This window comes from Candidatus Tisiphia endosymbiont of Nemotelus uliginosus (assembly GCF_964264835.1).
Taxonomy (GTDB): Bacteria; Pseudomonadota; Alphaproteobacteria; order Rickettsiales; family Rickettsiaceae; genus Tisiphia.
In genome coordinates, this window is the sequence record NZ_OZ183485.1 from 1,282,452 (window position 1) to 1,306,828 (window position 24,377).

Annotated in this window: 27 protein-coding genes and 1 tRNA gene; 22 read left to right on the top strand and 6 right to left on the bottom strand. The window is 34.4% G+C overall.

Features of this window, described 5'->3' with window-relative positions; translation table 11 throughout:
• Positions 1–18 precede the first annotated feature (18 nt).
• The 13 genes from ACFELV_RS05550 to ACFELV_RS05610 all read left to right on the top strand — a co-directional run bounded on the left by ACFELV_RS05550 (position 19) and on the right by ACFELV_RS05610 (position 11,429).
• Entirely contained in the window at positions 19–786 is a 768-nt protein-coding gene (locus tag ACFELV_RS05550; protein WP_375327104.1) for a hypothetical protein, read from the top strand.
• A gap of 262 nt (positions 787–1,048) precedes the next feature.
• Positions 1,049–1,429, top strand: a complete 381-nt coding sequence (locus ACFELV_RS05555) for an HK97 family phage prohead protease (RefSeq protein ID WP_375327105.1) — start codon at positions 1,049–1,051, stop codon at positions 1,427–1,429.
• A gap of 11 nt (positions 1,430–1,440) precedes the next feature.
• On the top strand, positions 1,441–2,652 hold the full coding sequence (locus ACFELV_RS05560; protein ID WP_375327535.1) for a phage major capsid protein: 1,212 nt from the start codon (positions 1,441–1,443) through the stop codon (positions 2,650–2,652).
• Positions 2,636–3,193 carry a head-tail connector protein gene (locus ACFELV_RS05565; RefSeq protein ID WP_375327106.1) on the top strand — a complete coding sequence of 186 codons (558 nt, stop codon included), beginning with the start codon at positions 2,636–2,638 and terminating at the stop codon, positions 3,191–3,193. Before ACFELV_RS05560 ends, ACFELV_RS05565 begins: the two co-directional genes overlap by 17 nt.
• Before the next feature lies 1 nt (position 3,194).
• Positions 3,195–3,533 (top strand): head-tail adaptor protein, encoded by a 339-nt coding sequence (locus ACFELV_RS05570; RefSeq protein ID WP_375327107.1) that lies wholly within the window; start codon positions 3,195–3,197, stop codon positions 3,531–3,533.
• A complete protein-coding gene (locus ACFELV_RS05575) occupies positions 3,523–3,951 on the top strand; it encodes a hypothetical protein (protein ID WP_375327108.1) in 429 nt (142 codons plus the stop codon). Before ACFELV_RS05570 ends, ACFELV_RS05575 begins: the two co-directional genes overlap by 11 nt.
• A 28-nt stretch (positions 3,952–3,979) precedes the next feature.
• On the top strand, positions 3,980–4,579 hold the full coding sequence (locus ACFELV_RS05580) for a TIGR02217 family protein (protein WP_375327109.1): 600 nt from the start codon (positions 3,980–3,982) through the stop codon (positions 4,577–4,579).
• The gene (locus ACFELV_RS05585) at positions 4,576–5,361 is read left to right on the top strand and encodes a DUF2163 domain-containing protein (RefSeq protein WP_375327110.1); all 786 of its coding nucleotides are present in this window, start codon (positions 4,576–4,578) and stop codon (positions 5,359–5,361) included. The genes ACFELV_RS05580 and ACFELV_RS05585 overlap by 4 nt, the downstream gene beginning before the upstream one ends.
• Positions 5,362–5,462: 101 nt before the next feature.
• On the top strand, positions 5,463–5,597 hold the full coding sequence (locus tag ACFELV_RS05590) for a hypothetical protein (RefSeq protein ID WP_375327111.1): 135 nt from the start codon (positions 5,463–5,465) through the stop codon (positions 5,595–5,597).
• Positions 5,584–6,027: a DUF2335 domain-containing protein gene (locus ACFELV_RS05595; RefSeq protein WP_375327112.1), complete on the top strand. Its 444-nt coding sequence runs from the start codon at positions 5,584–5,586 to the stop codon at positions 6,025–6,027. The genes ACFELV_RS05590 and ACFELV_RS05595 overlap by 14 nt, the downstream gene beginning before the upstream one ends.
• Positions 6,028–6,454: 427 nt before the next feature.
• A complete protein-coding gene (locus tag ACFELV_RS05600; RefSeq protein ID WP_375327113.1) occupies positions 6,455–9,346 on the top strand; it encodes an ankyrin repeat domain-containing protein in 2,892 nt (963 codons plus the stop codon).
• On the top strand, positions 9,330–10,118 hold the full coding sequence (locus ACFELV_RS05605) for a hypothetical protein (RefSeq protein ID WP_375327114.1): 789 nt from the start codon (positions 9,330–9,332) through the stop codon (positions 10,116–10,118). The genes ACFELV_RS05600 and ACFELV_RS05605 overlap by 17 nt, the downstream gene beginning before the upstream one ends.
• Positions 10,119–10,460: 342 nt before the next feature.
• On the top strand, positions 10,461–11,429 hold the full coding sequence (locus ACFELV_RS05610; RefSeq protein WP_375327115.1) for a hypothetical protein: 969 nt from the start codon (positions 10,461–10,463) through the stop codon (positions 11,427–11,429).
• 64 nt (positions 11,430–11,493) lie between these two features.
• Here ACFELV_RS05610 and dnaA read toward each other — a convergent pair whose 3' ends face one another.
• Together dnaA and ACFELV_RS05620 are read right to left on the bottom strand one after the other, a co-directional pair.
• Positions 11,494–12,858: a chromosomal replication initiator protein DnaA gene (dnaA, locus tag ACFELV_RS05615; RefSeq protein WP_375327116.1), complete on the bottom strand. Its 1,365-nt coding sequence runs from the start codon at positions 12,856–12,858 to the stop codon at positions 11,494–11,496.
• Positions 12,859–12,881: 23 nt separating this feature from the next.
• On the bottom strand, positions 12,882–13,265 hold the full coding sequence (locus ACFELV_RS05620; RefSeq protein WP_375327117.1) for a rhodanese-like domain-containing protein: 384 nt from the start codon (positions 13,263–13,265) through the stop codon (positions 12,882–12,884).
• A gap of 127 nt (positions 13,266–13,392) precedes the next feature.
• On the opposite strand from ACFELV_RS05620, the gene ACFELV_RS05625 reads away from it, so the two are divergent.
• Complete coding sequence (locus ACFELV_RS05625; protein ID WP_375327118.1) at positions 13,393–13,689, top strand: succinate dehydrogenase assembly factor 2; 297 nt, start codon at positions 13,393–13,395, stop codon at positions 13,687–13,689.
• A 12-nt stretch (positions 13,690–13,701) separates the two neighbouring features.
• Positions 13,702–17,169 carry a transcription-repair coupling factor gene (mfd, locus tag ACFELV_RS05630; protein WP_375327119.1) on the top strand — a complete coding sequence of 1,156 codons (3,468 nt, stop codon included), beginning with the start codon at positions 13,702–13,704 and terminating at the stop codon, positions 17,167–17,169.
• Between the two features lie 3 nt (positions 17,170–17,172).
• On the opposite strand, the gene ACFELV_RS05635 is transcribed toward mfd, so the two are convergent.
• The 4 genes from ACFELV_RS05635 to pgeF all read right to left on the bottom strand — a co-directional run bounded on the left by ACFELV_RS05635 (position 17,173) and on the right by pgeF (position 20,300).
• Positions 17,173–17,248, bottom strand: a tRNA-Thr gene (locus ACFELV_RS05635).
• A 344-nt stretch (positions 17,249–17,592) separates the two neighbouring features.
• Entirely contained in the window at positions 17,593–18,921 is a 1,329-nt protein-coding gene (gene tolB / locus ACFELV_RS05640) for a Tol-Pal system beta propeller repeat protein TolB (RefSeq protein WP_375327536.1), read from the bottom strand.
• Positions 18,922–19,144: 223 nt separating this feature from the next.
• Positions 19,145–19,426 (bottom strand): hypothetical protein, encoded by a 282-nt coding sequence (locus ACFELV_RS05645; protein ID WP_375327120.1) that lies wholly within the window; start codon positions 19,424–19,426, stop codon positions 19,145–19,147.
• 64 nt (positions 19,427–19,490) lie between these two features.
• Positions 19,491–20,300 (bottom strand): peptidoglycan editing factor PgeF, encoded by an 810-nt coding sequence (pgeF, locus tag ACFELV_RS05650; RefSeq protein ID WP_375327121.1) that lies wholly within the window; start codon positions 20,298–20,300, stop codon positions 19,491–19,493.
• A gap of 1 nt (position 20,301) precedes the next feature.
• Between pgeF and ACFELV_RS05655 the strand changes: the two genes are divergently transcribed.
• The 7 genes from ACFELV_RS05655 to ACFELV_RS05685 all read left to right on the top strand — a co-directional run bounded on the left by ACFELV_RS05655 (position 20,302) and on the right by ACFELV_RS05685 (position 24,373).
• Complete coding sequence (locus ACFELV_RS05655) at positions 20,302–21,201, top strand: glutamine synthetase (RefSeq protein WP_375327122.1); 900 nt, start codon at positions 20,302–20,304, stop codon at positions 21,199–21,201.
• Positions 21,201–21,932: an SURF1 family protein gene (locus tag ACFELV_RS05660; RefSeq protein WP_375327123.1), complete on the top strand. Its 732-nt coding sequence runs from the start codon at positions 21,201–21,203 to the stop codon at positions 21,930–21,932. The genes ACFELV_RS05655 and ACFELV_RS05660 overlap by 1 nt, the downstream gene beginning before the upstream one ends.
• 59 nt (positions 21,933–21,991) lie before the next feature.
• Positions 21,992–22,468: a peroxiredoxin gene (locus ACFELV_RS05665; protein WP_375327124.1), complete on the top strand. Its 477-nt coding sequence runs from the start codon at positions 21,992–21,994 to the stop codon at positions 22,466–22,468.
• 51 nt (positions 22,469–22,519) lie between these two features.
• Entirely contained in the window at positions 22,520–23,179 is a 660-nt protein-coding gene (locus ACFELV_RS05670) for an outer-membrane lipoprotein carrier protein LolA (protein ID WP_375327125.1), read from the top strand.
• Positions 23,180–23,341: 162 nt separating this feature from the next.
• Positions 23,342–23,737, top strand: coding sequence for a hypothetical protein (locus ACFELV_RS05675; protein ID WP_375327126.1), 396 nt, complete (start codon positions 23,342–23,344; stop codon positions 23,735–23,737).
• Positions 23,738–23,885: 148 nt separating this feature from the next.
• Complete coding sequence (locus ACFELV_RS05680) at positions 23,886–24,092, top strand: hypothetical protein (protein ID WP_375327127.1); 207 nt, start codon at positions 23,886–23,888, stop codon at positions 24,090–24,092.
• Positions 24,093–24,169: 77 nt separating this feature from the next.
• The gene (locus ACFELV_RS05685) at positions 24,170–24,373 is read left to right on the top strand and encodes a hypothetical protein (protein ID WP_375327128.1); all 204 of its coding nucleotides are present in this window, start codon (positions 24,170–24,172) and stop codon (positions 24,371–24,373) included.
• Positions 24,374–24,377: the final 4 nt, after the last annotated feature.

Consider the following 24,377-nt stretch of genomic DNA (forward strand, 5'->3'; position numbering starts at 1 on the left):
ATTAAAGGGCAATTGCTTATGTCTAAGGGACGTCATTTTGAAGATATTAGAACAATAAAGGATCCAAAATCGTTTAATCACTTGCTACACTTCATAGAGGAGATTATACCTCTACCAAAAAATATGCTACAAGACATAGAGTCGCGTGGTGCTAAGGCTTTGTCTAAGGACATTATCCCTTGGTTTATAGAGACTTGTGAGTTTTTGGAAAAAGGGGCAAATCTTGCTGCAGATTCTATGCTCAATGAAGAAGAGAAAGAAAAATTGACTTATTTTGCCACTAAAGTTAGCAAAATAAGTAAAATAGCTTCTAATATTGAACATGCTTCTGAAGAATATATCCCTAAAATATGGACTATATTTAGTCACGGGATAAAAGGGTTATTATCTCCCTTGGCAGGCATAATATCTCCTATAGTAGATCTGCTCAAAAACGTAGGTAATAGTTTTATAGAAGGAATACAATCAATCTTTAGTCAGCCACTAGAAAAGCAAGGAGAGACTTGTTTACAGGTTGCAGATAATGCTATGAAAATGCTTGAGCAGGTTGATAGGGCGATTGACAATCCTAATAAAGGGCTAGATTATGCTACAGCAACATTAGCAAAAAAGGGAATTAGTAACGTAGATACTGCACAAGCTACTACATCTCGTAGTAATAATACTGCTGCTTTGGTAGACACCATGAAAAACTTATGTACTACTACCCCCCTATCAGAACATAAGATCACTCCTCCCTCCACACCTGGGCATAAGCCAGGCCCTAGCAGCTCTATACAAAGGTAAAATGTAGCCGGAATTAATAGACTTCTTTCGAAACTCTACTGGCGATGGTAATTTGGACAATGAATCTAGGCTCAAATCCTGGCGTACATTTAAGTACGTTGCGGTTTGAAGCGAGGAGCTTTCTTCAAATTCCCTACCCGAAGCGAGCTCTAAAAGAAGTCTTAATATTAATTTTTGGTTATATAAAATTTTTTTCTTCAAATACTTAGTGGTAGGGTATTAATAGGATATGTTACCTATAATTATTGCAATTATAGGTAACATGGATACTCAACTTTTATACCGCGCTCACGGAAATCAAAATTTAACTATCAAATCTGTTGGCAGCCAAGGGGTGCATATCTCAGGTTATGCTAGTGTATGTAATGTTCTAGATCAACATAATGATTTAATAATTAAAGGGGCCTTCGCAAGTCAGGAACTAAACTATCCAAATATTAAATTATTATGGCAACATGATTGTACGAAGCCCATTGGACTAATTCAGTCACTAAGAGAAGATGATTATGGTCTACAAATTGAAGCTATAATTAATAATAAAATTGACACGGGCAGAGAAGCCATAGAGCTAGTACGGCAAGGAGCAGTTGATGGTCTGTCACAATTGGCTTTAATATTAAACTCGCCAACTATAATAGCTTAAATCAACGGGTAATTACTAAGGCTAAGTTAGTGGAAGTTAGCATAGTTACCTTTCCAGCAAACGATCAGGCTAAAATTACTCATATCACTAAACATCTCCCTATTACTAATCATATTCCTGACAATTTAAATTACCTTCAACAAAATATAACCCCTACATTTTTAATGGAGCAACAAATGCAAGCAGAATTATTAAGTTCTCACAATAATGATGACAAACTAAGCTATATCAAAATTAATAAGTTACAAGAAAGAGTTCATAATTTAGAGAATTTTATATCACGCCCAGCGATAGAGATACAGCAAGAATGTGAATATAAAAATGCTTTTAGTAATTATATTCGGCAAGGTAATCAAAGTGACATAATAGAGAAGTCCTTACATGGTAGTAGTGCTGACGATGGAGGAGTATTACTAGTACCAACTTTATATAATACCATAATTAGCGAAATACACTCACGCTCACCAATGAGGCAATTAGCTTCTACTGAAATGATTTCCACTAATGCTCTTGATATAGTCATTGAAGAAGGGGCTTTTTCTAGTGGGTGGGTTGGCGAAGTGGAGGCTAGGAATGATACTACTACTGCTAAGCTCAGGCAGCAGAGAATTTTTGTGCATGAATTATATGCTCAGCCTAAAGCAAGTCAAACCCTTATAAATGATTCAGCTATAAGGGTAGATAATTGGTTAATAGAATGTTTAAGGGACAGCTTTGTTAAAGCTGAAAATGATGCTTTTATCAATGGAGATGGTAAGAAAAAACCTAAAGGTATTTTATCTAAAGATCATAATAAAATTGATAAATTTAATATGGGTAGTAGTGTAAGTGTTGAAGGATTACTAGACCTTATTAATTTGCTTGATGCAGATTATTTAGCAAATGCTAGCTTTTTAATGCACCGTAGTACTTTATCGGAAATCCAAAAGCTACAAGATAATAATGGTCGTTTTATCTGGCAACCATCATTATCTGACTCCTTAAAGCAAACAATTTTTGGTATACCAGTTATTTGTTGTTCGGAGATGATGACAATTAAGCCAGGCAATATCGCTATTGCCCTTGGTGATTTTCGAGCTGTCTATAAGATAGTTGACCGTAGCGGCATTAATATAATGCGTGATCCATATACTGATAAGCCATTTGTAAAGTTTTATGCTGTGAAAAGGGTAGGGGGCGATGTGATAAATCAACGGGCTATTAAATTTGGCTTATTTAGTTAACTATATGCACCAAAAAAATATTTTTAAAGTGACTTCAGTCACTCCGCAGACTATTTGGTCTTTAGAAGAGGTCAAGAATTATCTGAGGATTGAAGCGGATTATGATAATACGTTAATTACTAGCTTAATTGAGGCGGCAATTATAGCAGCGGAAAATTTTACTAAGCTGGCAATAATATCAAGAATGATAGAATTGACTGGTAATATTCTAAATCAGCCTCAATTACAGTTAAAATATGCTCCCGTGCAATCTCTAGAAAAAGTTACGATAAAAATTAGGGAAGAAACATGGCAATTACAGGATCAGCAATATTATGTAGATAAAGCTACGGCAATATTCTGCTTAAATGAGCCGCTAGAATATCAGGAAATAGTAGTGAATTATATGTCTGGTTTTGATGCTCAGGATATTCCTCCGGCAATAAAACATGGCATATTATTACATGTAGCAGAAATGTACGATAGAGAAAGCTCTAATAATATGGCCATGTCCCTTGAAATTAAAAATTTATACCTGCCTTATAGGCAATTGAGGATATGAAATGCAGAAGTCAATAGCACGTAATTTGCAACATCAGATTAAATTTCTCGAAAATTTTTCTATAAATGAATTAGATCAAGATAGATGGCAAGAAAAATTTGCAGCTTATGCCGAGATAAAACCTATTTGTGATAATAGATTTATCGCGATGGAGCATTTAAGTTTTGGGCATGTTATGACCGAAGGATATTACATCTTTAAAATCAGATTTATTAAAAATATTAATACTAATATGCGGATATTATTTAAGGAGAGATATTTCGAAATTAAAAGAATTATTAATGTTGTAGAGCAAAATAAATTTTTAAATGTAATAGGATTGGAAATATATGTCTCTTAATTTTATCCAGGATTTCCAGCAATTGACCTATAGATTATTATCAGGAGACCCAAATATTAGACTACAGGTTGACCGAATTTATTTATCAGTAGTGCAAGATGCTAAATATCCTTTTATCTTAATAAATATTTTAAAAGCTGACAATATATCAACCAGGCGGCAAGATATATATGAAATAGATTTAGAAATCTGTGGTTTTGCACGAGATAAAAACCAAGCGGTTCTGACTCTACTTGCTGATCAAATTACTAATAAATTAGTAGTCAGTTCTTATCTGCCGCAGCATTATAGTGTGGCTAGTTTAAAGGCTTGTAATATAAATTTTGGCCGTAGCCTTGATCTTATTACTGGTAAGATGACTATCAACTATAAGGCTTTATTAAAAGGTAATGAAACGAATTATGCAAGAGAAGTCTAACCATTAAACACAGGGAAGGAGAATAAGTATGAATTTTCATGATATACGGATGCCCCAGTTTATTGAAAGTTTTGCAATAGGCCGGTCGGGTTTTGCTACTTCTTGTGTTTCCACCTTGTCTGGAAGAGAAGTAAGAAATTTAGATAGGGAATATTCTAAACAAAAATATTTGATTAAAAATTGTCGACTAAGTAGCCTGGAATTTGAACAGTTTAGTGCTTTTTTCCGTGCCAGAAGAGGCAGTAATTTTTCTTTTCGTTTTAGAGATCATTTAGATTACCAGGCTACTACCCAAATTATTGCGACAGGTGATGGCAAATTGCAGCAATGTCAACTAACTAAGACCTATGAAGATCCAATAATGCCATATTCTAGGGTAATTACTAAGCCGGTATTGGATAGTTGTGAATTTTTGACATATCCTAAGGAGAGTATAAGCATAGATTTAAAAGTTAATTATAATAGTGAGGTAGTTAATCTAGAGGCGCCCCTGGAAATAGGGCATATTTTAATTGCTAATTATCTTTTTGAAGTAGAAGTGCGTTTTGGAAGTGATAGTTTTGAATATCATTACGCCAGCGATGGATCCATAGAATTAGCAGAACTAGAATTATTAGAGGTGATATGACTATTAATACTACACATCTTCCTAGCTCTATTCCTAGCGTTTTAGGGCTGAAATATTGTTTTCATATTAAATTGCAAGATAATAATAATCTATATTTAACAGAATTGGATAAATCAATTTTAATAGATGATAAAATCTTTATTCCTAATTCTGGCATGACTTTACAAGAAGGAGAATTTAACGATTCTGGTCAAAATTTTATTATAATAAGGGGAATTTTTGAGAATAACGGCATAGAAAAGCATTACGATTTAACTGATGCGAGAGTGAAGATATATCAATGTTTTGCCCAAAAGATTAATCATTTTGTTAGTTATAGATGCAGCACCTATATTAAAAGAGATCTAGATTTTACACTATATCTGACTTCCAATACCGATGCTTATAATCAAACAGTCCTGCAATCCTATAGTCAAAATTGTCGAGCTAATTTTGGCGATTCACGGTGCAAAATAGATAAAACAATGTATAGCGCTCTTTATAATATTGAGGAAATTTTTGGCAAAACTATTCGGATCAGTAATTTAGATAAAGAAGATGGATATTTTACAGGAGGAGATGTGAATTTAGGAGAAGGAGTATTTTGCGCAAAAGTTGCAAATCATACGCGCAATATACTAATAGTTGATAAAGTCATTCCTGAGCGCATAAAATATCACAAAACCGCTAGGATTACCGCTGGCTGCGATAAAAATTTTATAACTTGTTGCAATAAATTTCAGAATGCAGTAAATTTCAGGGGTGAACCTTTTTTACCTGATGATGGGTTCATTAAGTTGTAATTATAACAACTATGTTAAAAAGTGTTAATTTTCTTGGGCTCAACTAAATGAAATTGATGAAATATTGCTTAGCAAATTTTTCGAGATTCTTAGCAGATTTTGTGCATATCTTCACAGTGTTACCGGCACCTTTAAGAAAAAAACAAGAAATCGATTTGCGTGAATATTTTATCAAAATAGAAAAAGATATTAATATGGCATTTCAAGAAATAAAAAGAGATTATGAAAGAGAATAAAAGTTTCTTTACTAATAATAATAGGCTTAATAAAGGGTATTTTAAAATTGCCAACCCTAGAGAGTCAGACTATAGATACTACCGTAAAAAATTTGAACATGTCCTGCCTCCTATTGAATTATTGGAAGAATATGAAACTCTTTATCCTGGCACGACCGCTAAATTGCTCGCGATGTCTGAGAAAGAGCAAATACATAGACATAAGCTAGAAATTAAAAATATTGAATCTTATGAGCTCTTAGTGAAAAAAGGTAGAATTAGTAGTATTTTATTTATTATCACACTGGCAATAATTACCGCTCTTCTTACGCAGCTAGATTATTTCGTTGCTAGTATTTTTGCCTCTTCAACTATTTTCACCGTTGTTATCAGTATATTATTAGGTACTTTTAATAATTTTAAAAGCAAAAAAGATTATAGTCATAAATGAAGATTTTTTAATCAATCAACATTTTAGGCCTAATAATAATTATCGTTGTATTTAGGCATTTGTTTATCGTAATCTAATACCAAGTTGCTTTCTTCACATTAGGTCGTCGTATTTCGGGATTCGTCGTGCTCACCTAGATCTACTAGGTTCCGCGCGCCTTCCTACTCATACTACTGTCTTGAAAGCAACTTGGTATAACATCCCTTTTCTGTCAGGGGAGGGCTATCTACCCCTCCCCCTTTACTCTTCCTATTATGCTTTTGATTTCCTACCGCACCGCATATCCTAATTTAAATTTACTCTCGACATTATAAATTCCTTAAAAAATCTAAAAAAACTATTGCTATTATATTTATTATTCTGTATTAACTGCTTAAGAAAAGTTAAAATATTAAGAATTTATTAATCAAATAATTAAGGGATATTTATGAAGAAATTAGAAGAGTTGCAAGCGGCTTTAATTGAGGCAATGAATAACCAGAATATAGCAGTGATGAGTGGTAAAATAGGGGAGATAGAAAAGGTAACGCGATTAGAAGAAGAGCAGTTTGACTTCAATGCAGTAAGGGCCAAGGGTGGTATGACACCTTTGCATTTTGTTGCCCAACATGGAACTGTAGATTTAGTGAGACAGCTATGTGGCATGGGAGCGAAGATTGACACGCTAGATTCAGCAAGAAATAATGCTGTGCATTATGCTGCAAAGAATCCAAAGCCAGGAGTAATAAAGTGTGTAATAGAGGAGTATGAAGCTGATTTTGAGATTCCTAATAATGACGGTCTATCTCCTATGTTAGTTGCAGCCTCTTGCGGGACTACTGATATCATAAAATACTTAGCACAGGAGAAGCACTGTAATGTCTTGGCTAAAGATAAATCTTCGAATACTATTGTACATCTTGCGGCAGCTAATACTCAAGATCCTGAAGCAGTAAAATTTGCACTGTTAGTTGCTCCTACGTTTGAGATGAAAGATCCTAAAACAGGGAAGATAATTTCTGTAGATAGTCGTAAGATGCAAAATAACGAAGAGCTCACTCCTTTTATGATGGCAGTGCGAGATGGGAGCAAAGAAAATGCAGAATATTTGTATCCTTCACCGAAGAATGATAGGGATAAAAATAAAGAGGCGGACTATTTGGAGAGTCTTGCTGTACAGAACTCAAATATTGCAGTACTCAAGTGGGCAATTGAGGAGCGTCTTGCTTACCCACATTGTACTTATGAAGAAAAGCTCACGCTTGTGCATATGGCAGTACTTAGTCAGAATATAGAAGGATTGAAATATCTAGTACTAGAGCAGAAGTGTGATGTAACGAAGTTAGATGTACAAGGAAATAGTGCTCTACATATAGCTGCCCAGAAATCTTCTGTTGAAGTAATAAAGTTTTTAATAGATCAAGGTGCTGATCCACATGCTGCCAATAATAAAGCACAAACTCCTTTGCATATTGCAGCCTCTGCTGGAAATAATCCAGTTGTGCAATACCTGGTACAGCAGCATCCCGGTGATGTTGGGAAGTTAGATCAAGATGGTAATATCCCTCTGCATCTGGCTGCCGCTAACTCTAAAGATTCTACAGCAGTAAAGATTTTACTGCCATTTATGCTGCAGCAGCAGGAGGAACAGGACGTAGAGATAACTGATCCTGATTTAGAGAAGGAAATCGACAAGGCTCTCACTCCTCACGATCCAGAAGAGGTAACTGCTACTAATTTAGAGCAGGAAATCGACAAGGGTCAAACCCCTCGCTATAAAATAGTGAAAACTTACTATAAAATAGTGACGACTTATCCTAATTTAGAGCTGAAAAACCACAAGGGGCAAACTCCTCTCTTGGTTGCAACCCGGAAAGGGGTTAAAGAAAGTGTGGAATGTTTGTGGCCCTTTACTGACCACACGGTTCAAGATGGAGAGAATCATGGTGTGGGGTATTGTGCTGCTCAGAATCCAAATGTTAAAGTAATGGAGTTTGTAATAGAAGATAGAGAGATTGAGGTAACAGGCCCTCTACCCAAAAATAGTGTGGAGATCTCTCTTTTACAAGTTGCATCGCTTCATGGAAATAAACCAGTTGTGGAGTTGCTAATGAAAAATAAAGCTCAGGTTGGCTATCAAGATAAAGAGGGTCGCACTGCTTTACATGGTGCAGTAGTATCTAATAACGTGCCGCTAATAGACTCCTTACTAATAAATGGGAAGGAAGCAGTGAATACTGCAAATTACGCACATCTACCCAAGGATCAGATTTTAGAATCATACCAAGTTGAGATTACAAGGCGCAACGGCAAGGAATATAACAGCGGGTATACAGTAATTGAAGACGTTACCCCTTTAGGAATTGCGGCGTCTACTGGTAGTGCAGAGGCGATAAAATGTCTGCTGAAATATGATGCTGATTATAAAAAACCAGATGCACAAGGACGCTCTCCTTTGGCAAGAGCAATCGATACTCAGGTTTTAGATCATAAGCGAATATTGGCATTGCTACAAGATATACCTAAGAGTGACATTGTATGGGCAACGAACGAGATTTTCACAACACTACAATCAAAAATAGATTATATGTTGTCACCGAAGGGGCAGTTAGAAAAATTACAATTAATAGTAAATGGTGAATTATCAACAATTAATGAAAGTTCAACAGCACTGCAATTAAAAATAGATAATGATTTATCGACAACGAAAGTGAGTTTAACAGCACTACAATTCAGCCCAGATGACTTACCGGCAATGCAGGTGCAATTAGCAGAACTACAATCAAAAGTAGTTGAGTTATCGGCAATGCAGGCGCAATTAGCAGAACTACAATCAAAAGAAGGTGAGTTATTGGCAGTGCAGGCGCAATTAGCAGAACTACAATCAAAAGAAGGTGAGTTATTGGCAGTGCAGGCGCAATTACAAAAGCTAGAACCAACAATAAATAGTAGGTTCAAACTACCCGCAAACAAAATCCCAGAAGAATTCTTCAAAATAGTATCGCCAGATCAGAAATGGGGCAAAAATTCTGGTAAAGTAATACAGCCAGAGATAGGTGAGATAATGAAAGGAGTTATACGATCCGTGACGCTTTCAGATTTGGATGCTGACATGTTGAACGCAATGGAAAAAATTTGGAAGACTGTAATAGAAAAAAGGCCGACGCTAGAACAGATGGGAAAGCATGAGACGATAGAGAAAATATTGTATGAAGACATAATAGGCAAGGCCCTGATATCAAAAATAATCCAAGAATTCAAAGTAGCTAACGAGTCCAAAATCATACAACCAAAAAGAAATACAGACAAGAAAAGTAGACAAAATGACAAAAATCATTGAGAAATGTACAGCAGAAATTCCAAAGCTAAGTGCTGAACTTGAAATGCTAAAACAAAAGGTAGGGGAAGAGTTTCACAGTAAATTAGACCACATTTTGGATTCAGTGGTTGCGTTCCAAACCAAGCAGGAGGGGGAGCTATCAAGCGCCATTGTAAAATTGAATACACTACTATCTCAAGAGGCTACAAACGAAACAGTTCTTGCAGCAAGTGTAGAGGTGAAAGAAAAAGATGACAACTCGTCTAGTGTACAAGATAAAGAGCAAGAGGAGAATGATCAAAACGTATCTCAATCATCTGTGAAGAAAACTGAGTTAGATAACATTCTAAAAGATAAGCATCAATCAGCACAAAAAGACGCTCAAGAAGTTGTTTCATCTTCTCAAGAACAACCAATTTCTGCAAGTGAAAGCGGGCAGGAAAAATCTGATGAGGTGGATGGTGCCGTCTTAAGTAAGTTAGAGCTGGCGGGAGTAGATAACCCAGAGGATGCAAGTCAATTACCTCAGAGCCCTGCTCAAGAAGATATGGAAAATCCAGGAGAGAAGTTTATTACAGCGGTTCAGGAGGTATCTATAGCACTTCAATCAATGCTGGAGGTAGTAAAGGATAACCCATCTACCGTGCAGGCGGAGCAGGATGTAGCAAGTAGTGATATAGCTATACAATTAGGTTCAGATGATGCTACTAACCCCCCTACCGAGCAGCCACCAAGTGATATGTCTGACGTTCTCCCAATAGGTATCCTATCTTACGACTATAATGATGGATAAATTAATCTACTTTTGTATAGGTTCTTAACATCTCATTAGTCTATATGAGCGCGCACTTAGCCCATTGCGTGCTTATATAGATACCCTATGGCCTTGCGGTAGTATGCCGCGCAAGTGGTGATACTATTTTTCAGCTGCTCTTTGCAGGAAGGGACTATGCCCTTCTTGTAACCCATAGAGTATCTTATTTACTGCAATTCCTTAACTAATTCTTAAAGCTACTTAATTTATCTTAAAAAAATCTAAAAAAATTTATTGCTATTATATTAATTATTCTGTATTAACTGTTTACAAAAGGTTAAAACATTAAGAATTTATTAATCAAATAATTAAAAGGTATTTATGTCAAAAGATTTAAAAGTATTGATGCAAGAGTGTAAAAAGCAGCTGACCCTAAATTTTAGCACTACGCGAACTCCACTACCTCCACTAGTGTTTAGTCCAAAAAGAAAGCTTTCAGACGAAGAAGGAGAGCCCGTGCAGAAAAAATTTAAAAATGATACGGTAGAGAATGATGCACCTAGAAGCGCCAAAAAGTTAGTATGTATAGATTGTGATTATACATTAACGCTGAAACACTTGTGTAACGAATTGGAGAAACAGCTCCTTCCTTATATAACCAAAGGAAACGTAATTATAGTGGATGGACAGGTACCAGATGAGGACAAACATCCTGATTATGATCAGAATAAAGTAATAAAGGCTACTAAGGACCTATTAAATGATCAAACAAACCTACTACTACGCGATCCTGAATCCCTAAAAAAAGTGGTTGAGGATCTATTAAAGGTAGGGCATAAAATTGCGATTGTCACATTTAGTCCATATTGTGAGGCAATAAAAGTGATATTAGAAGAAGGGTTCGGTTTCAGTCAGGACCAGTTAAAGGACATTCGTATCATAAGCGGCTATCCAGAGGACGGACCTAACAGTGCAGATCGTAAAATGGGGCATATAGAACTCGCTAAGCAAATAACAAATACTCCAAATAATAAAGATGTGGTATTAGTAGATGATGACTATAGGAATATAGAAAAAGCAATAAAGTTAGAGTGTCACACTATTTGGGTGAGGGACAAAATAGATTGGAATTGTATCATTGACCAAGTAAATACTATGATGGGACTAGAATGTACAGAGATGAAACAAGATTCCAATGCAATAATAGCTGACCATGCTGATTTAAGCGAGACATGGGATTATCGCACTAATTCTGTTGATGAAATAAGTAATGGTATCTTGATCAGAGAGGAGAGCGCCACTTATGTCATAGGAGATACAGAGGATGGTTACCTTGAGGGAGGTTCCTAGGCCTTATTTACCACTTGCAACAAAGTTAATAATAACCTATTCATTAGAATAGGTTATTATTAAGTTAATTCTGTAAAATCTTCATCAATAACTCAAGTTCTTCCCGGAATTCTGTATCAGTTTCACATAATTCTTCTACTTTTTTTATAGCATGCATGACGGTAGTATGATCCTTTTTGCCGAATTTTTTGCCAATATCCGTTAGACTTTTAGGGGTTAACATTTTACTACAATACATAGCGAGTTGTCGTGGCCTAGCTATTGAGCGGATACGTCTAGGGGAGGACATATCAGAAAACTTAATATTATAACGCTCCGCCACTTTTTTTTGGATGTCTTCAATAGTAATAATTCTTTCATTAGAACGTAATAAATCCCGTAAGATATTTTGGGTATTTTCTAAAGTGATTTCTCGCCCTACTAAAGTAGAATGAGCGATCACCTTATTCAGAGCTCCTTCTAACTCTCGAACATTTGAGGTGATTTTTGCAGCTAAAAACTCAATAACATTTTTAGGAATATGGATATTCATTTGTTCAAGCTTCGATTCTAAAATGCCAAGGCGCAGCTCATAGGTAGTACTATGCACATCTGCAACCAGCCCCCAGCCAAGCCTAGATTTTATGCGATCTTCAATATTATCTAGATCTGAAGGAGAACGGTCACATGAGATAACCATTTGCCGATTATTATCAATCAAAGCATTAAAAGTATGGAAAAATTCTTCTTGCGTACTATCTTTACCACAAATAAACTGAATATCATCAATCATTAATACATCTACAGAACGAAATTCTTCTTTAAAAGACATGACATCTTTATTACGTAAAGCTTTAACAAACTGATACATAAATTTTTCTGCAGACATGTAAATTACTTTACGCTGCGGATTATTATGCCTTATATACCAGGCAATAGCATGCATTAAATGGGTTTTACCTAGGCCTACTCCTCCATATAGAAATAAAGGATTAGATTCAGCGACAGCATTAGATGATTCTGCTACTGCCCTTGAAGCGGCATATGCTAGTTCATTAGGTCCCCCAACTACAAAATTATCAAAGGTAAATCGTAAATCTAAGGCAGAAAATATACTGTCAGGACTGGCATCTACTTCTTCGGTTATTGATAGTGTTTCAAGAGTATTAGAGCTAGAATGCTTCAAATCCGGTACTTCCTTAGTAACTATTTCAATAGTTTTGATTTCACGGTCATAAGATTGCCAAGATTGTAATATGGTAGTAATGTATCTTGCTTTTATCCAATCACGAATAAAATTTGTGGGGGTAGACAGGATAATGGTACTAATAGAAGATTCTAAAAAACTAATCTTACTAAACCAGCTTTTATATAAAGCATCCCCATAATGTTTATTAAGATCAAGTAATACTTGTTTCCAGATATCCCTAGACTTATGAATTTCTGTCATAATGAATTGATTTTTACTGGTATTCACAGAATTTGCCACGGTAAATTATTTTTTTGCCAACCAATTCCATTCACTCCTCCTTCAAATCCATCAATAATATTATAACAAGTATAGCCTAGGTGACTGATCAAACTAGCTGCTTCATAGGATCTTGCGCCTGAACGACATAGAAACAATATATTATTGTCAATATTATTAATATGTAACATAAGTTGCTTAGTAAAATGATTATTTAATAACATACCTGGTAATAAGCGCCAACTAAGAAATATCAGCTGATGCTTAGGGAGTTGAGGAACGCCTACTTTTTGCCACTCATTGCTAGTTCTAACATCGATCATTATAGCTTTATTATCTATTTTTATCATCTCATAAGCTTTTAAGGAAGACATATTTTTGATGTTCATAGATTTAGTTTTGATTAATAGTTTAATGTCTTACGTAAGGGGAGAGTTTAAGAGCAGATGAATTGCGTTTCTGCATTTACATTTTATATTTCATATTTGGCAATTGTCAAATTATCTAAAGAATATTATGATATTTTTTTATAAAAATTGTAGTATGGCCCCTTTTAATAGAAATTCGTTAGTTAAAAAATTACTATATCAGAGTAAAAATCGTGGTTGTAAAGAAATAGGTCTAATTCTCAGTCAATTTGCTACAATTTACCTGCCAACCATGGATGATGATAGCTTAAAAAATTTTTCTTTAATACTTGACCAGAACGATATAGACATCTATGACTGGATTACTGATAAAGCTATCCCTCCATTACAGCTAAATTCCAAAGTGATGTTGCAGTTACTTAGCTTTGATATGAAAGACTTATAAATTTAATTAATCATGATTAAACAACCATTACCCTTGAGTGCAAAAAGTTTTTTTGCACACGAATATTTTGTGAGTAAAGCGAATAAGAATGTTTTACTTATTTTTACTACTGAAGAGGAGGCGCAAGAAAGTTATAAACAATTATTATTTTTTAAGCACCAAAATAAAGTTACTAATATAGCTACTCATCACTCAAATGTATTATATTTCCCTAGTTTTGATACAATTCCCTATGATCGCATCTCTCCTAATCAAAATATCTTATCAGCAAGAGCAAATATTTTAAGCTATTTGGCAATAAATACGCAGAGAAAAATCCTAGTGACTAATGCAGTAAATTTGCTTAGTAAATTGCCTCCTTTGGAATATTTAGCTAAATCTTGTCTAAAACTGCATTGTAAAATGAAATTAACTGCAGCGCAGCTTGCAGAATTTTTAATACATAATAGTTTTACGAGAAGCGCTAGTAGTATTGATAGTGGTGAATTTTCAGTAAGAGGAGAGATTGTAGATATAGTACTGCCTGGTAATAAGGGTTATCGTATTAACTTTAGTTGGGATTATATAGAATCCATTAAAGAATTTGATACTAATAGCCAAATTTCTATTCATGAACACCAGGCATTAGAGCTTTATCCTGCCAGTGAGGTAATATTAAATCCTGACACTATAAGTAATTTTAGAGATAATTATTTGAAAGCTTTTGGAGTGAATTATATTAACTTGCCTTTATATCAGTCCATAATCGAAGGTAAAAAATTTCAAGGATACGAGCATTTATCTTCTTTATTTTATAATTCTGCTTATGGATTAATAGATTACTTAAATAACCCCCTGATTATTTACGATAGCCTATCAGTACAATCAATTTTGGAACATGAAAATAGCTGTATAGACCTTTATACCGCCCGCGCGGAGTCTAATAAGATTAAGTTAAATGCTTTTTATCCTGCCTTGCCAACTACCCAGCTTTATTATAGTAGTGAGAAGATCCGCAAATTGTTAGAGCAGCAAGAAAATATTTTAATAATTCCAGAAGAGGCTGCTTCTGAAAATGCTGGATATGCTTACCAATTAGAAGCGATTACTGCAACCAGCTTTATTGAAAATAAGACAGTTTTTGAGAAATTGTTTGAAATAATAGAAAAAAATAATAATAAAATTCCAATAATTTTTTGTCAATCTCAAAGTAATATTGAGAGATTTAAAAATATAATCAGTAATTATTCTAAAACCTCCCTAGAAATAGAAAACATACAATATGCGCAAGGTAACGTTATAAATCTTATAGCGTTACCACTTAGCAAAGGATTCTATACTGAGAAATATTTATTTATTGCTGCTGGGGATCTGTTAGGAGAAAAAGCAGTCAATATCCGTCAACAGGCCCCTAGGCGTAAATTAAAAAACATTTTAATGGAGCTAGATAATCTAAATGAAGGAGAATTAATTGTTCATAAAGATCATGGAATAGGGCAGTTTCTTAATGTAGAAACGTTAGATATTAAAGGTAAGGCTCATGATTTTCTAAAGCTTCTATACGATAATAATGACAAGTTATATATTCCTGTTGAAAATATTGATATAATCAAAAAATATGGCAGTAATGAAGCAGAATTATCAAAGCTAGGTAGTGTTACCTGGCAAAGAAATAAAGCGAAATTAAAAAAACGCATTACTGAGATTGCCGGGCAATTATTAGAAGTGACCGCTAAAAGAAAATTAGCTACAATTAATCCGGTAGAATTTAATCCCGAAGAATACGAGAATTTTTGCCGTAGGTTTAAATATACTGAAACAGAAGATCAGTTAAACGCCATAAATGATATAAAAAAAGATTTGGATTCCGGCCTGCTAATGGATAGACTTATTTGCGGGGATGTGGGTTTTGGTAAAACTGAAGTAGCCATACGGGCAGCTTTTATGGTAGTAAAATCTTCTAATTATGAGGTATTTAATGAATTACAACAATATAATGGCCCCCAAGTTGCGATTATAGTGCCTACTACTATTCTTTGCAAACAACATTATTTAAGATTTCTCAAAAGATTTAAAGATTTAGGTTTAAATATTGTACAATTATCTAGTTTAGTAACCAATAGTGAAGCTAAAATTATTAAGGAGCAAATAAAATTCGGTTCTGCCCATATCATCATTGGCACTCATGCCTTGCTTACTAAAAATATCGAATTTAGTAACCTGAAATTACTAATAATTGATGAGGAACAGCATTTCGGAGTAAACCAAAAAGAATATTTAAAAAAATTAAGAGCTAAAATGCATGTTTTATCTCTTTCGGCCACCCCAATTCCTCGTACGCTACAAATGTCAATGGTCGGCCTTAAGGATCTGAGTATTATTTCTACCCCTCCAAGCGACCGGTTAGAAGTGAGAACAATAGTAATGCCATTTGATCCAGTAATTATTAGAGATGCGTTACTTAAAGAGCGTTTTCGTGGGGGGAGAAGTTTCTATGTAGTACCTAGAATCAAGGATATAATTGAGGTGGAAGAATATTTACAAACCATAGTCCCTGAATTAAAATATAAAGTAGCCCATGGTCAGATGCATGTGGCGAAGGTTGATGGAGTAATGAGCGAATTTTGGGATGGTAAGTTTGATATACTTGTCGCTACGACTATCATTGAATCAGGTATCGATATTGCAGAAGCAAATACTATGATTATTCATAAAGCGGATAGTTTAGGATTAAGTCAGTTATATCAATTACGCGGCAGAATAGGGCGTAGTAAAGTCAGAGGTTATGCATATCTAACGCTAGCAAATTATAAACAAATGACTGCTACTTCGATAAAACGTTTAGAAGTAATGCAAAATAGCTGTGCTCTTGGCTCGGGTTTTATAATTGCGAGCCATGATATGGATTTACGGGGGTTTGGTAATCTAGTAGGAGAAGAACAATCCGGGCAAATCAAAGAAGTGGGGGTTAAGCTTTATCAAGAAATGTTGGATGAACAAATTGCTATATTGCAAGAAGAAACTATAGACCAGCCTAAGGATTTTATACCAGTGATTAATTTAGGGCTACCAGTTTTTATTCCAGATTATTATATTTCTGACTCTGCTCTTAAACTGAATCTCTACAGGCGAGTAGGGAGTTTGAGGCATGATATAGAAATTGAAAATTTTAAGGATGAAATGGTAGATCGTTTTGGTGCTCTACCTCAAGAATTTACTAATTTACTGGATATTGTGAAAATAAAATATAAATGTAAACGACTTAATATTGAGACTTTAGATTCAGGGGAGCGAGGGTTTGTAATCAGGTTTTATAAAGAATCAAATGTTGCGGGGCCAGTAAGTAAGTTTATGATGAAATATCCTCGCCATGTTAAATTAAAGCAAGGGGATAAGCTCATATTTACCAAGAATTTAATAGATCAAGATATTATAAAGGAGACTAATGCATTACTACAGAAATTGATTGAGTGTTTTTCTGGAGAGACATATTGTACGTAAATATGGTGCCGGTAAAGGGGCTCGAACCCCCGGCCTGCGCGTTACGAATGCGCCGCTCTACCAGCTGAGCTATACCGGCAAAATGATGTTATACCATTTCCGAAAACTAATCATCTACGTTCGTCGTACTTCATGATCTTCTGCTCCTCACGTATACGGTCTGTACGCGGGGGGGGGGTAGCCGACAACTCGTACTCCTAGTGCTAATTTAGGTTTGGGCAATGGTATTAATAAGATTGTGTGAGGAAAATTTATATAGCTTGATTTATGCATATTTTATCTACGAAATAGCGGAAATTTTTTGAAATAGGCAGACCATTCTGGCAAAATTCCCACTATTTTTCGACTTAAATACTCTATTATAAAGCGCTTTTATAAAAATTTCCTTCACACAACCTAGCTGATAGCCTAATCGAATTAAGGTTAATTTAATATTTTGGACCATTCAGGATCAGAAGCATCTTGATTCGTCACCATTTCCCTTTCGTTATAACCTGTTAAATCAATAGAATAAATTCGGCTTCTGCCTGCGATTGCACCTTTCGAAGGCCAACCTTTGGTAAACATAATAATTCTGCCATTAGGCCCCCAACATGCTCCTTCAACTAGGTAGCCGCTGGTAATAATCCTCTCGTTATTTTCTTCATTCAGAGCGTGGGGTTTAAGAACTCCAATAGTGAAACCTTCTGATGGAGTAATTTTAGTGAAAGCGATGTAATCACCCCTTGGAGACCAGCTTGGAGCAGCATAAACCCCGCTCCCAAAACTTATACGTTCTACATTAGAGCCATCAGCATTCATGATATATAACTGTCTAGTACCACTTCGGTCAGAGTTAAACACTATTTTACTACCATCAGGAGAATAGCTAGGGGAGGTATTAATTACTTTGCTGCCGGTAGTTAATTGCCGAGTTTGTTTAGTATTTAAATCAATTTCAAAAATATGAGTAGCTCCCTTTTGGGCTATTGACATAATAGCCGTTTGACCGTTAGGAGAAAATCTTGGAGCAAAGGACATCCCAGGAAAATTACCTACTAAACTGTCTTTATTTGTTTTAAGGTCACGGACATAAACATGGGGTTTCCGTTTGTTAAGATAAGCTAGATAAAGCAGCTTATCTGAAGCTGGGGCAAATCTAGGGGTAAGGACCAAATTCTTACCATCAGTAAGATATTGTTGGTTTGCTCCATCATAATCCATTACGGCAATTCTTTTCATTCTATTTAAATATGGCCCACTTTCTGAGACGTAAGCTACTTTTGTATCAAAATAACCTTTATCACCAGTAATTTTCTCATAAATTTTATCTGCGATTTTATGAGCTACTCGTCGCCATAAAAGTGGTTGTACTTCAAAAAACTCTCCTATTAGATTTTTTTCTAAATTTGTATCCCATAATATAAAACTTACTTTCAGTTTTCCTGAGGGTAAATGTGAGACGGTGCCATTCAGTAAAAGGGAGGCATTAATTTGCCGCCAGCTAGCAAAAAGAGGTTTATGATGTATTCCTATAATTTGCTCAATAAAAGCAGCAGAAGAGATAGGGCGGAACATACCAGATATTTTTAAGTCATTAGTTATGACACTAATAATGTCCTGAGCCACCACATTCTCATGCTGAGAGTTGGTCTCAAATTTATTAATCGCAATTGGAGTAGGGTCAACATGTCCACGTTCTATAGATATAGTTTCTATAGCATAGCTATTGAAAGTGGAGATGAGAAGGACTACAGACAATAAATATTTGATCACTATATATTCTCTACTTAAATTAATAATAAATCTCCTTTTAGGTAAGGGCATTATACTTCCTGCCTAAGTCAATGTTGGTACAGCAAATTAAGGTTTTGCGAGAATCAAAATATGTATATATATCATAACAGCAAGAGAACTACAATCTAGACTTAATATGAAATAAAAAATAATTATACTTTTGGGCTTGCATCTCTGGTGGTTTTGAACTGAGGTTAGTTTAGGAAGTCGTATCAGAGATGTCATCTGTGCTTCCTCCTAACTCTACCTCTGATTTCTTATGTTCTTTTGCAAATGGTATTAGCGAGTAATATGAATCAAACTTTTGTGTTAAATCTTGAGAGCTAGAGCTAGAAATTGTTGTATCTTTTGGTATATTGTCAATGGAAATAACTTGTCCAGACTTTTGCCAAATCTCATGTAAATTAGCGATTTCTTCCGGCTTTAAACCTAAATATGCTGATAGAGTAATTTTGCCACTATCTAAGATGTTCCCTGCCAATTCAAGGTAGTTTCCTCTATTAAAAGGATCAAAGGTATAGTATGGTTAGAAGATAAACAAGAACTTACCGCTTAATAATAGTAGATAATATAGCGCTATTGTATAATTCTCCTGTATGGCAACAACGTCTGTAGCTTGGGTATTTATACATTTTGCCATCTCTAGGTTCTGTTATGTTAGTATCGTAATTTAGAATGTAACTGTTATTATAGGTTGTTGCATTAAGCTTCGTAGTATAAGTATCTTCTACTATCTGGTGTATATTTTTCACTCCTATCTCTTGCAGTTGTAATTTGACATAAGCAGGTAAATCAAACATATAATGTGTTGCGCGCCAAGAAGGAATAAAAAATTTTTCATAAATCGCTTTATCTTTGATGAAATGATTATAAAATTCCTCATTTACTTCATAAGAATATTGTTGGATACAAGGGCCAATAACCGCATAAATATCCTTAGCACCTTTAGCTTGCATTCTAGTGACTATACTAGCTACTATGCCTGCTTTGCTACCCTTCCACCCGCAATGCGCTGCTCCTATGATATTGCCGTCGCTACTTGTTAACAGAATTGGCACACAATCGGCAGTTTGTATTGCCAGCACTAAATTGTGGTTAGTAGTAATTGCTCCGTCGCCTTCTAAATCGGTGGTAAAATCACCAATTAAATCAGCATCGATAATTTGCACGCCATGTACTTGTTTTAAGATTACTATATTTGTGGCATTATAATAATTTATTATGGCGGTTCGATTCTGGTGAATAGTGTCTAGATATTGAGGGTCATCATTTTTTTTACTATAAATATGACTAGAATGCTTGAAGCTTAAGTCAAAAATTTTATAATAAACTTTATTTTTTATCAGCTGATCCACGATGACCCCTCCACAAGGCTTTATTGATAAATTATCAGATCATTTGAGGCAATACAATGCATTAGAGAAATTAATTAATGAGTTGCAAATAAATTATGGTCTAATAGCGTGTATAGGGGTGGAAATAGAATTTTACTTGAGTGATAATATTGATATCAATCAATTCGAATTTATTTTTGGGCAAAAAATTACGCAGGAAAAAGGGAAAAACCAATTTGAAGTTAATTTACCTCCTTCAACGAATGTAATTGATTATATCCAAGAAATTAATACTACTCAGCGTCAAATAGCAATGATCGCACAACAATTGCAAGGTAATGTAAATTTTAGATCTAAACCATTTCGTAATGATTATGGTAATAGTATGCATTTTCATCTCAATTTTTTAAATAATAATACTACTAATATTAATAGTAATTTCCTAACTAAATTAGCACATAGTATTTGTCATTATATGCTGGATACTTTCTTAGTATTTATGCCATATGAGGAAGATTATTTACGGTTAGATAAAAATTTTATGGCGCCGATCAATGTATCATTTGGTAATAATAATAGAACGGTGGCGCTGCGCATCCCTGATGCTTATCCGCAACGATTAGAGCATAGAATAGCTAATCCTTTAACTAATATTTATTTGGCAATTTTTACGATTTTAAAATCTATATTCTTAGGGTTACAAATTCCTGAGCAAATTAAGATCGTACCTAAGATCTATGGCAATGCTTTTGATGAACAATATAATCTATTGCCTTTACCTAAATCATTAGCAGAAGCATTAAAATTATTTAAATTAGAATTTTTTGTGCCAGATTGGCAATATAAATTAATGTTATTTGATAATGGACAAAGCAAACCTGTTACTTTAGAATCATTATTAGAAATATTGAAGAAATTATAGTGCCCAAAACTTTACCCTTCAGTAAAGGTAGAATACCATTATTACCTTTATTAGTAGCGATATTAGCCTTTATAGTCCTTATATCGCTTGGTATTTGGCAAGTTAGCCGATTGCAGGAGAAACAATTATTTTTAAACTTAATAAATAATAATTTAAATAAAGCGCCGGTTGACCTGAAAACTCTTAGTGGAGATAAATATTATGCTAAAATAGTGGTTAGGGGAGAATTTTTAACAGGTAAAAATCTTCATCTGTATGGACGAAGGGCAATGTCTGTGGAGAAGGATGGGTATTATTTAATTACTCCTTTTAAAACAGAAGATAATAAAATAATTTTAGTGACGCGAGGATGGTTTGGTAGTAGCTATAAAAAAAATATTGATAATATAGTAAAAAATAGTGCGAGTAATAATCAAATTATAGGAGTAGTACTGCCAGGAGAACAAAAAAGGCGTTTTATATTAAACAATGACATTAAAAATAATATTTGGTTTACCTTAGATTTAGTAGAGGCTGCTAATGTTTTAGGTTTACAATTAGAGGAATTTTATCTAATTATGGATAATGAGGAGGAAAGGCATAAGGATATTTTAAAGCCTTTAAAGATAGAAAATTTACTCCATATTAAAAATGATCATTTGGAATATGCCATTACTTGGTTTGCATTAGCCATAGCATTAGCAGTAATTTTTACTATGGCTTATTGGCGTAAAATTAATAGAAAAATTTGAAGGCATTTTGTCAACACAACCTAAAATCACTAATAAACATTTATAGAGGAATAATTAAGATGTTAAAAATCGGTAATAATGCTCCAGATTTTACTGCCCTAATAGGGGATAATAATAGTATTAGTTTATCTGAGTTAGTAGGTAAATTTGTAGTGCTTTATTTTTATCCCAAGGATGATACCCCGGGATGTACTATAGAGGCACAGGATTTTAGTAGGCTTAAACCAGAATTTGAAAAAAGAAATGCGATAATTATAGGGGTCTCTAAAGATAGTTTAACGTCTCATGATAATTTTAAAAAGAAATATGAGTTAGAGTGCGCCCTTGCTTCCGATGTCAATTCCAATCTTTGTGAACAATATGAAGTTTTGGGAGAAAAATCAATATTTGGTAAAAAATATATGGGTATAGAAAGAACCACTTTTCTGATAGATAGAGAAGGAAAAATTGTTCATATCTGGCAAAAAGTCCAAGTAAAAGGGCATGCTGAAGAAGTATTAAAACAGATAGAGATGCGTATAGCCAAAGTGATTTAGTATTGACGCAATATAATAATGTAATCTAATATCATCTCTTAAAAGGTTAACATGAAAAGCTGGATCAAACAATTTCTCGTTATTTTATATTTGTTAGTGACAATAACTGACGTTAAAGCTAGCCAAGCTCAAACAATAGGTTTCAATGTTACTATGTCTCAGATTAAGAAATACTTGCGAGCAATAGATTCTATTGCAGTGGATTTCATCCAAGAAGATTCACTAGGGAACAGAGCGCAAGGTAAATTATTAATCAATAAACCTTATAGATTTCGGTGTAATTATTATCCACCCTTCCCTCTACTGGTAATAGGAAATAGTAATTATGTATCAGTCTATGATTACGATATGAAACATGTAACACGTATTAAAGCGCAAGAAAATATATTTAACTTTTTACTAGAAAATAATGAAGATTTTGAAAAATACTTTAAATTTGAGTCAGTAAACAATTATCGTGATATCTTGTCGGTGATGATTTATCATAATTTAACAGAAAAACGTAGTCAAATTATTTTGAATAAAGAGACCGGCCAGATTAAAACCTTGAAAATATTTGAGGATGATAACATTATTACTATAACATTTAATCATATTGCCAAAGTAAAAAAATTTGATGATGATTTATTTAAGCTAAAAAATCCTGATATCTTTGGAGCGCCAGAGCGGTTAACTAAAAATGATATAGAAAAGAAATATATTATAGACTGATAAATATTTTTGACTTATGTAGGAAGTCTATTATAAAAATCCAGAGTTTGTAACAATTTAAAGTTGCGCTTCCTTTAGATATTTATTTTATTAAGCGAATATGGTATTCTTTGGGTTCATAGTTTGGTAGTATGAATTAATCAATATAGACAAGGAGCCTATATGTTAGACATCAAAAATATTACAGAGCAATCAGAGGAGATCTACTATACTATTGATAATGGTTCTACAGGTGGGTCTGGAGATTGGTTTTCTATAAAGTTCGGTACTATATTGAGTGCAGTCATGTTATTGGGAGGGTGCGCTGTTATATTGGCCATTATATTGAGAGATTCTTATGTTCAATATTCTCAAAATAAAGTAATTGCCACAAATAGCCCTGCCGGGCAGGGAAGTAGTGAAATACAGGCGCAAAATACCCAAGATCAAAGCAGTATGATACAGCTCAATAATCTGACTCCTCTTTTAAGTTCAAATGCAGCTTATAAACAATATGCTAGTAATTTGCCGGTTATAGGGGAGACAGAGGAAGTAAATTTTGCAGAAAGCTCTATATAAAATAACCTCATCAGTAAATTTATCACTATTTGTAAATAATTAGAGTTAAAATTATTTAACCCTAATGTTATAACAGTAAAAATTCTTGATAAGAAATTTAAATTATAGCACTATTGTTTATAGTAAATAATAGGTGTGAAATAAATATATGGACGCTCCAACAAAACCTACTGAGCCTAAAAAAGGATTCTTTAAATTAGTGATAGATTCAATCAAAGATACATGGAAAAACCATAAAAAAACAGCTGGTGTTGGTTTAGTATTAGCAGTTGCTTGCTTTGGTGCTACGGGTGGGAGCGTCGCTTGGTATATGGGCTGCATGTGTTGGCCTAAAAACAGCATACGATGTAGGTAAAGGTTGCTATAAGAATTATAAGGCTGCTAAAGAAGAACGTGCTAATGCAGAATTAAGCACTAACGTGCAGCTAGATCTTGGTCAAAAAGCAGCAACACATCGCCACAGAGATGCCAATATCACCACCCACACCACCTCCTCCTTACCAAGCTGCCGATAAGGAGCAGCCAAAGCAGCAACACATCACCACAGAGACGCCAATACCACCACCCGTACCTACTCCTTCTCTTAAGGGTCCGCAAGAAAAGAACAAGTCATCAAGTCGACGTAGTGGGGTGTAATCGC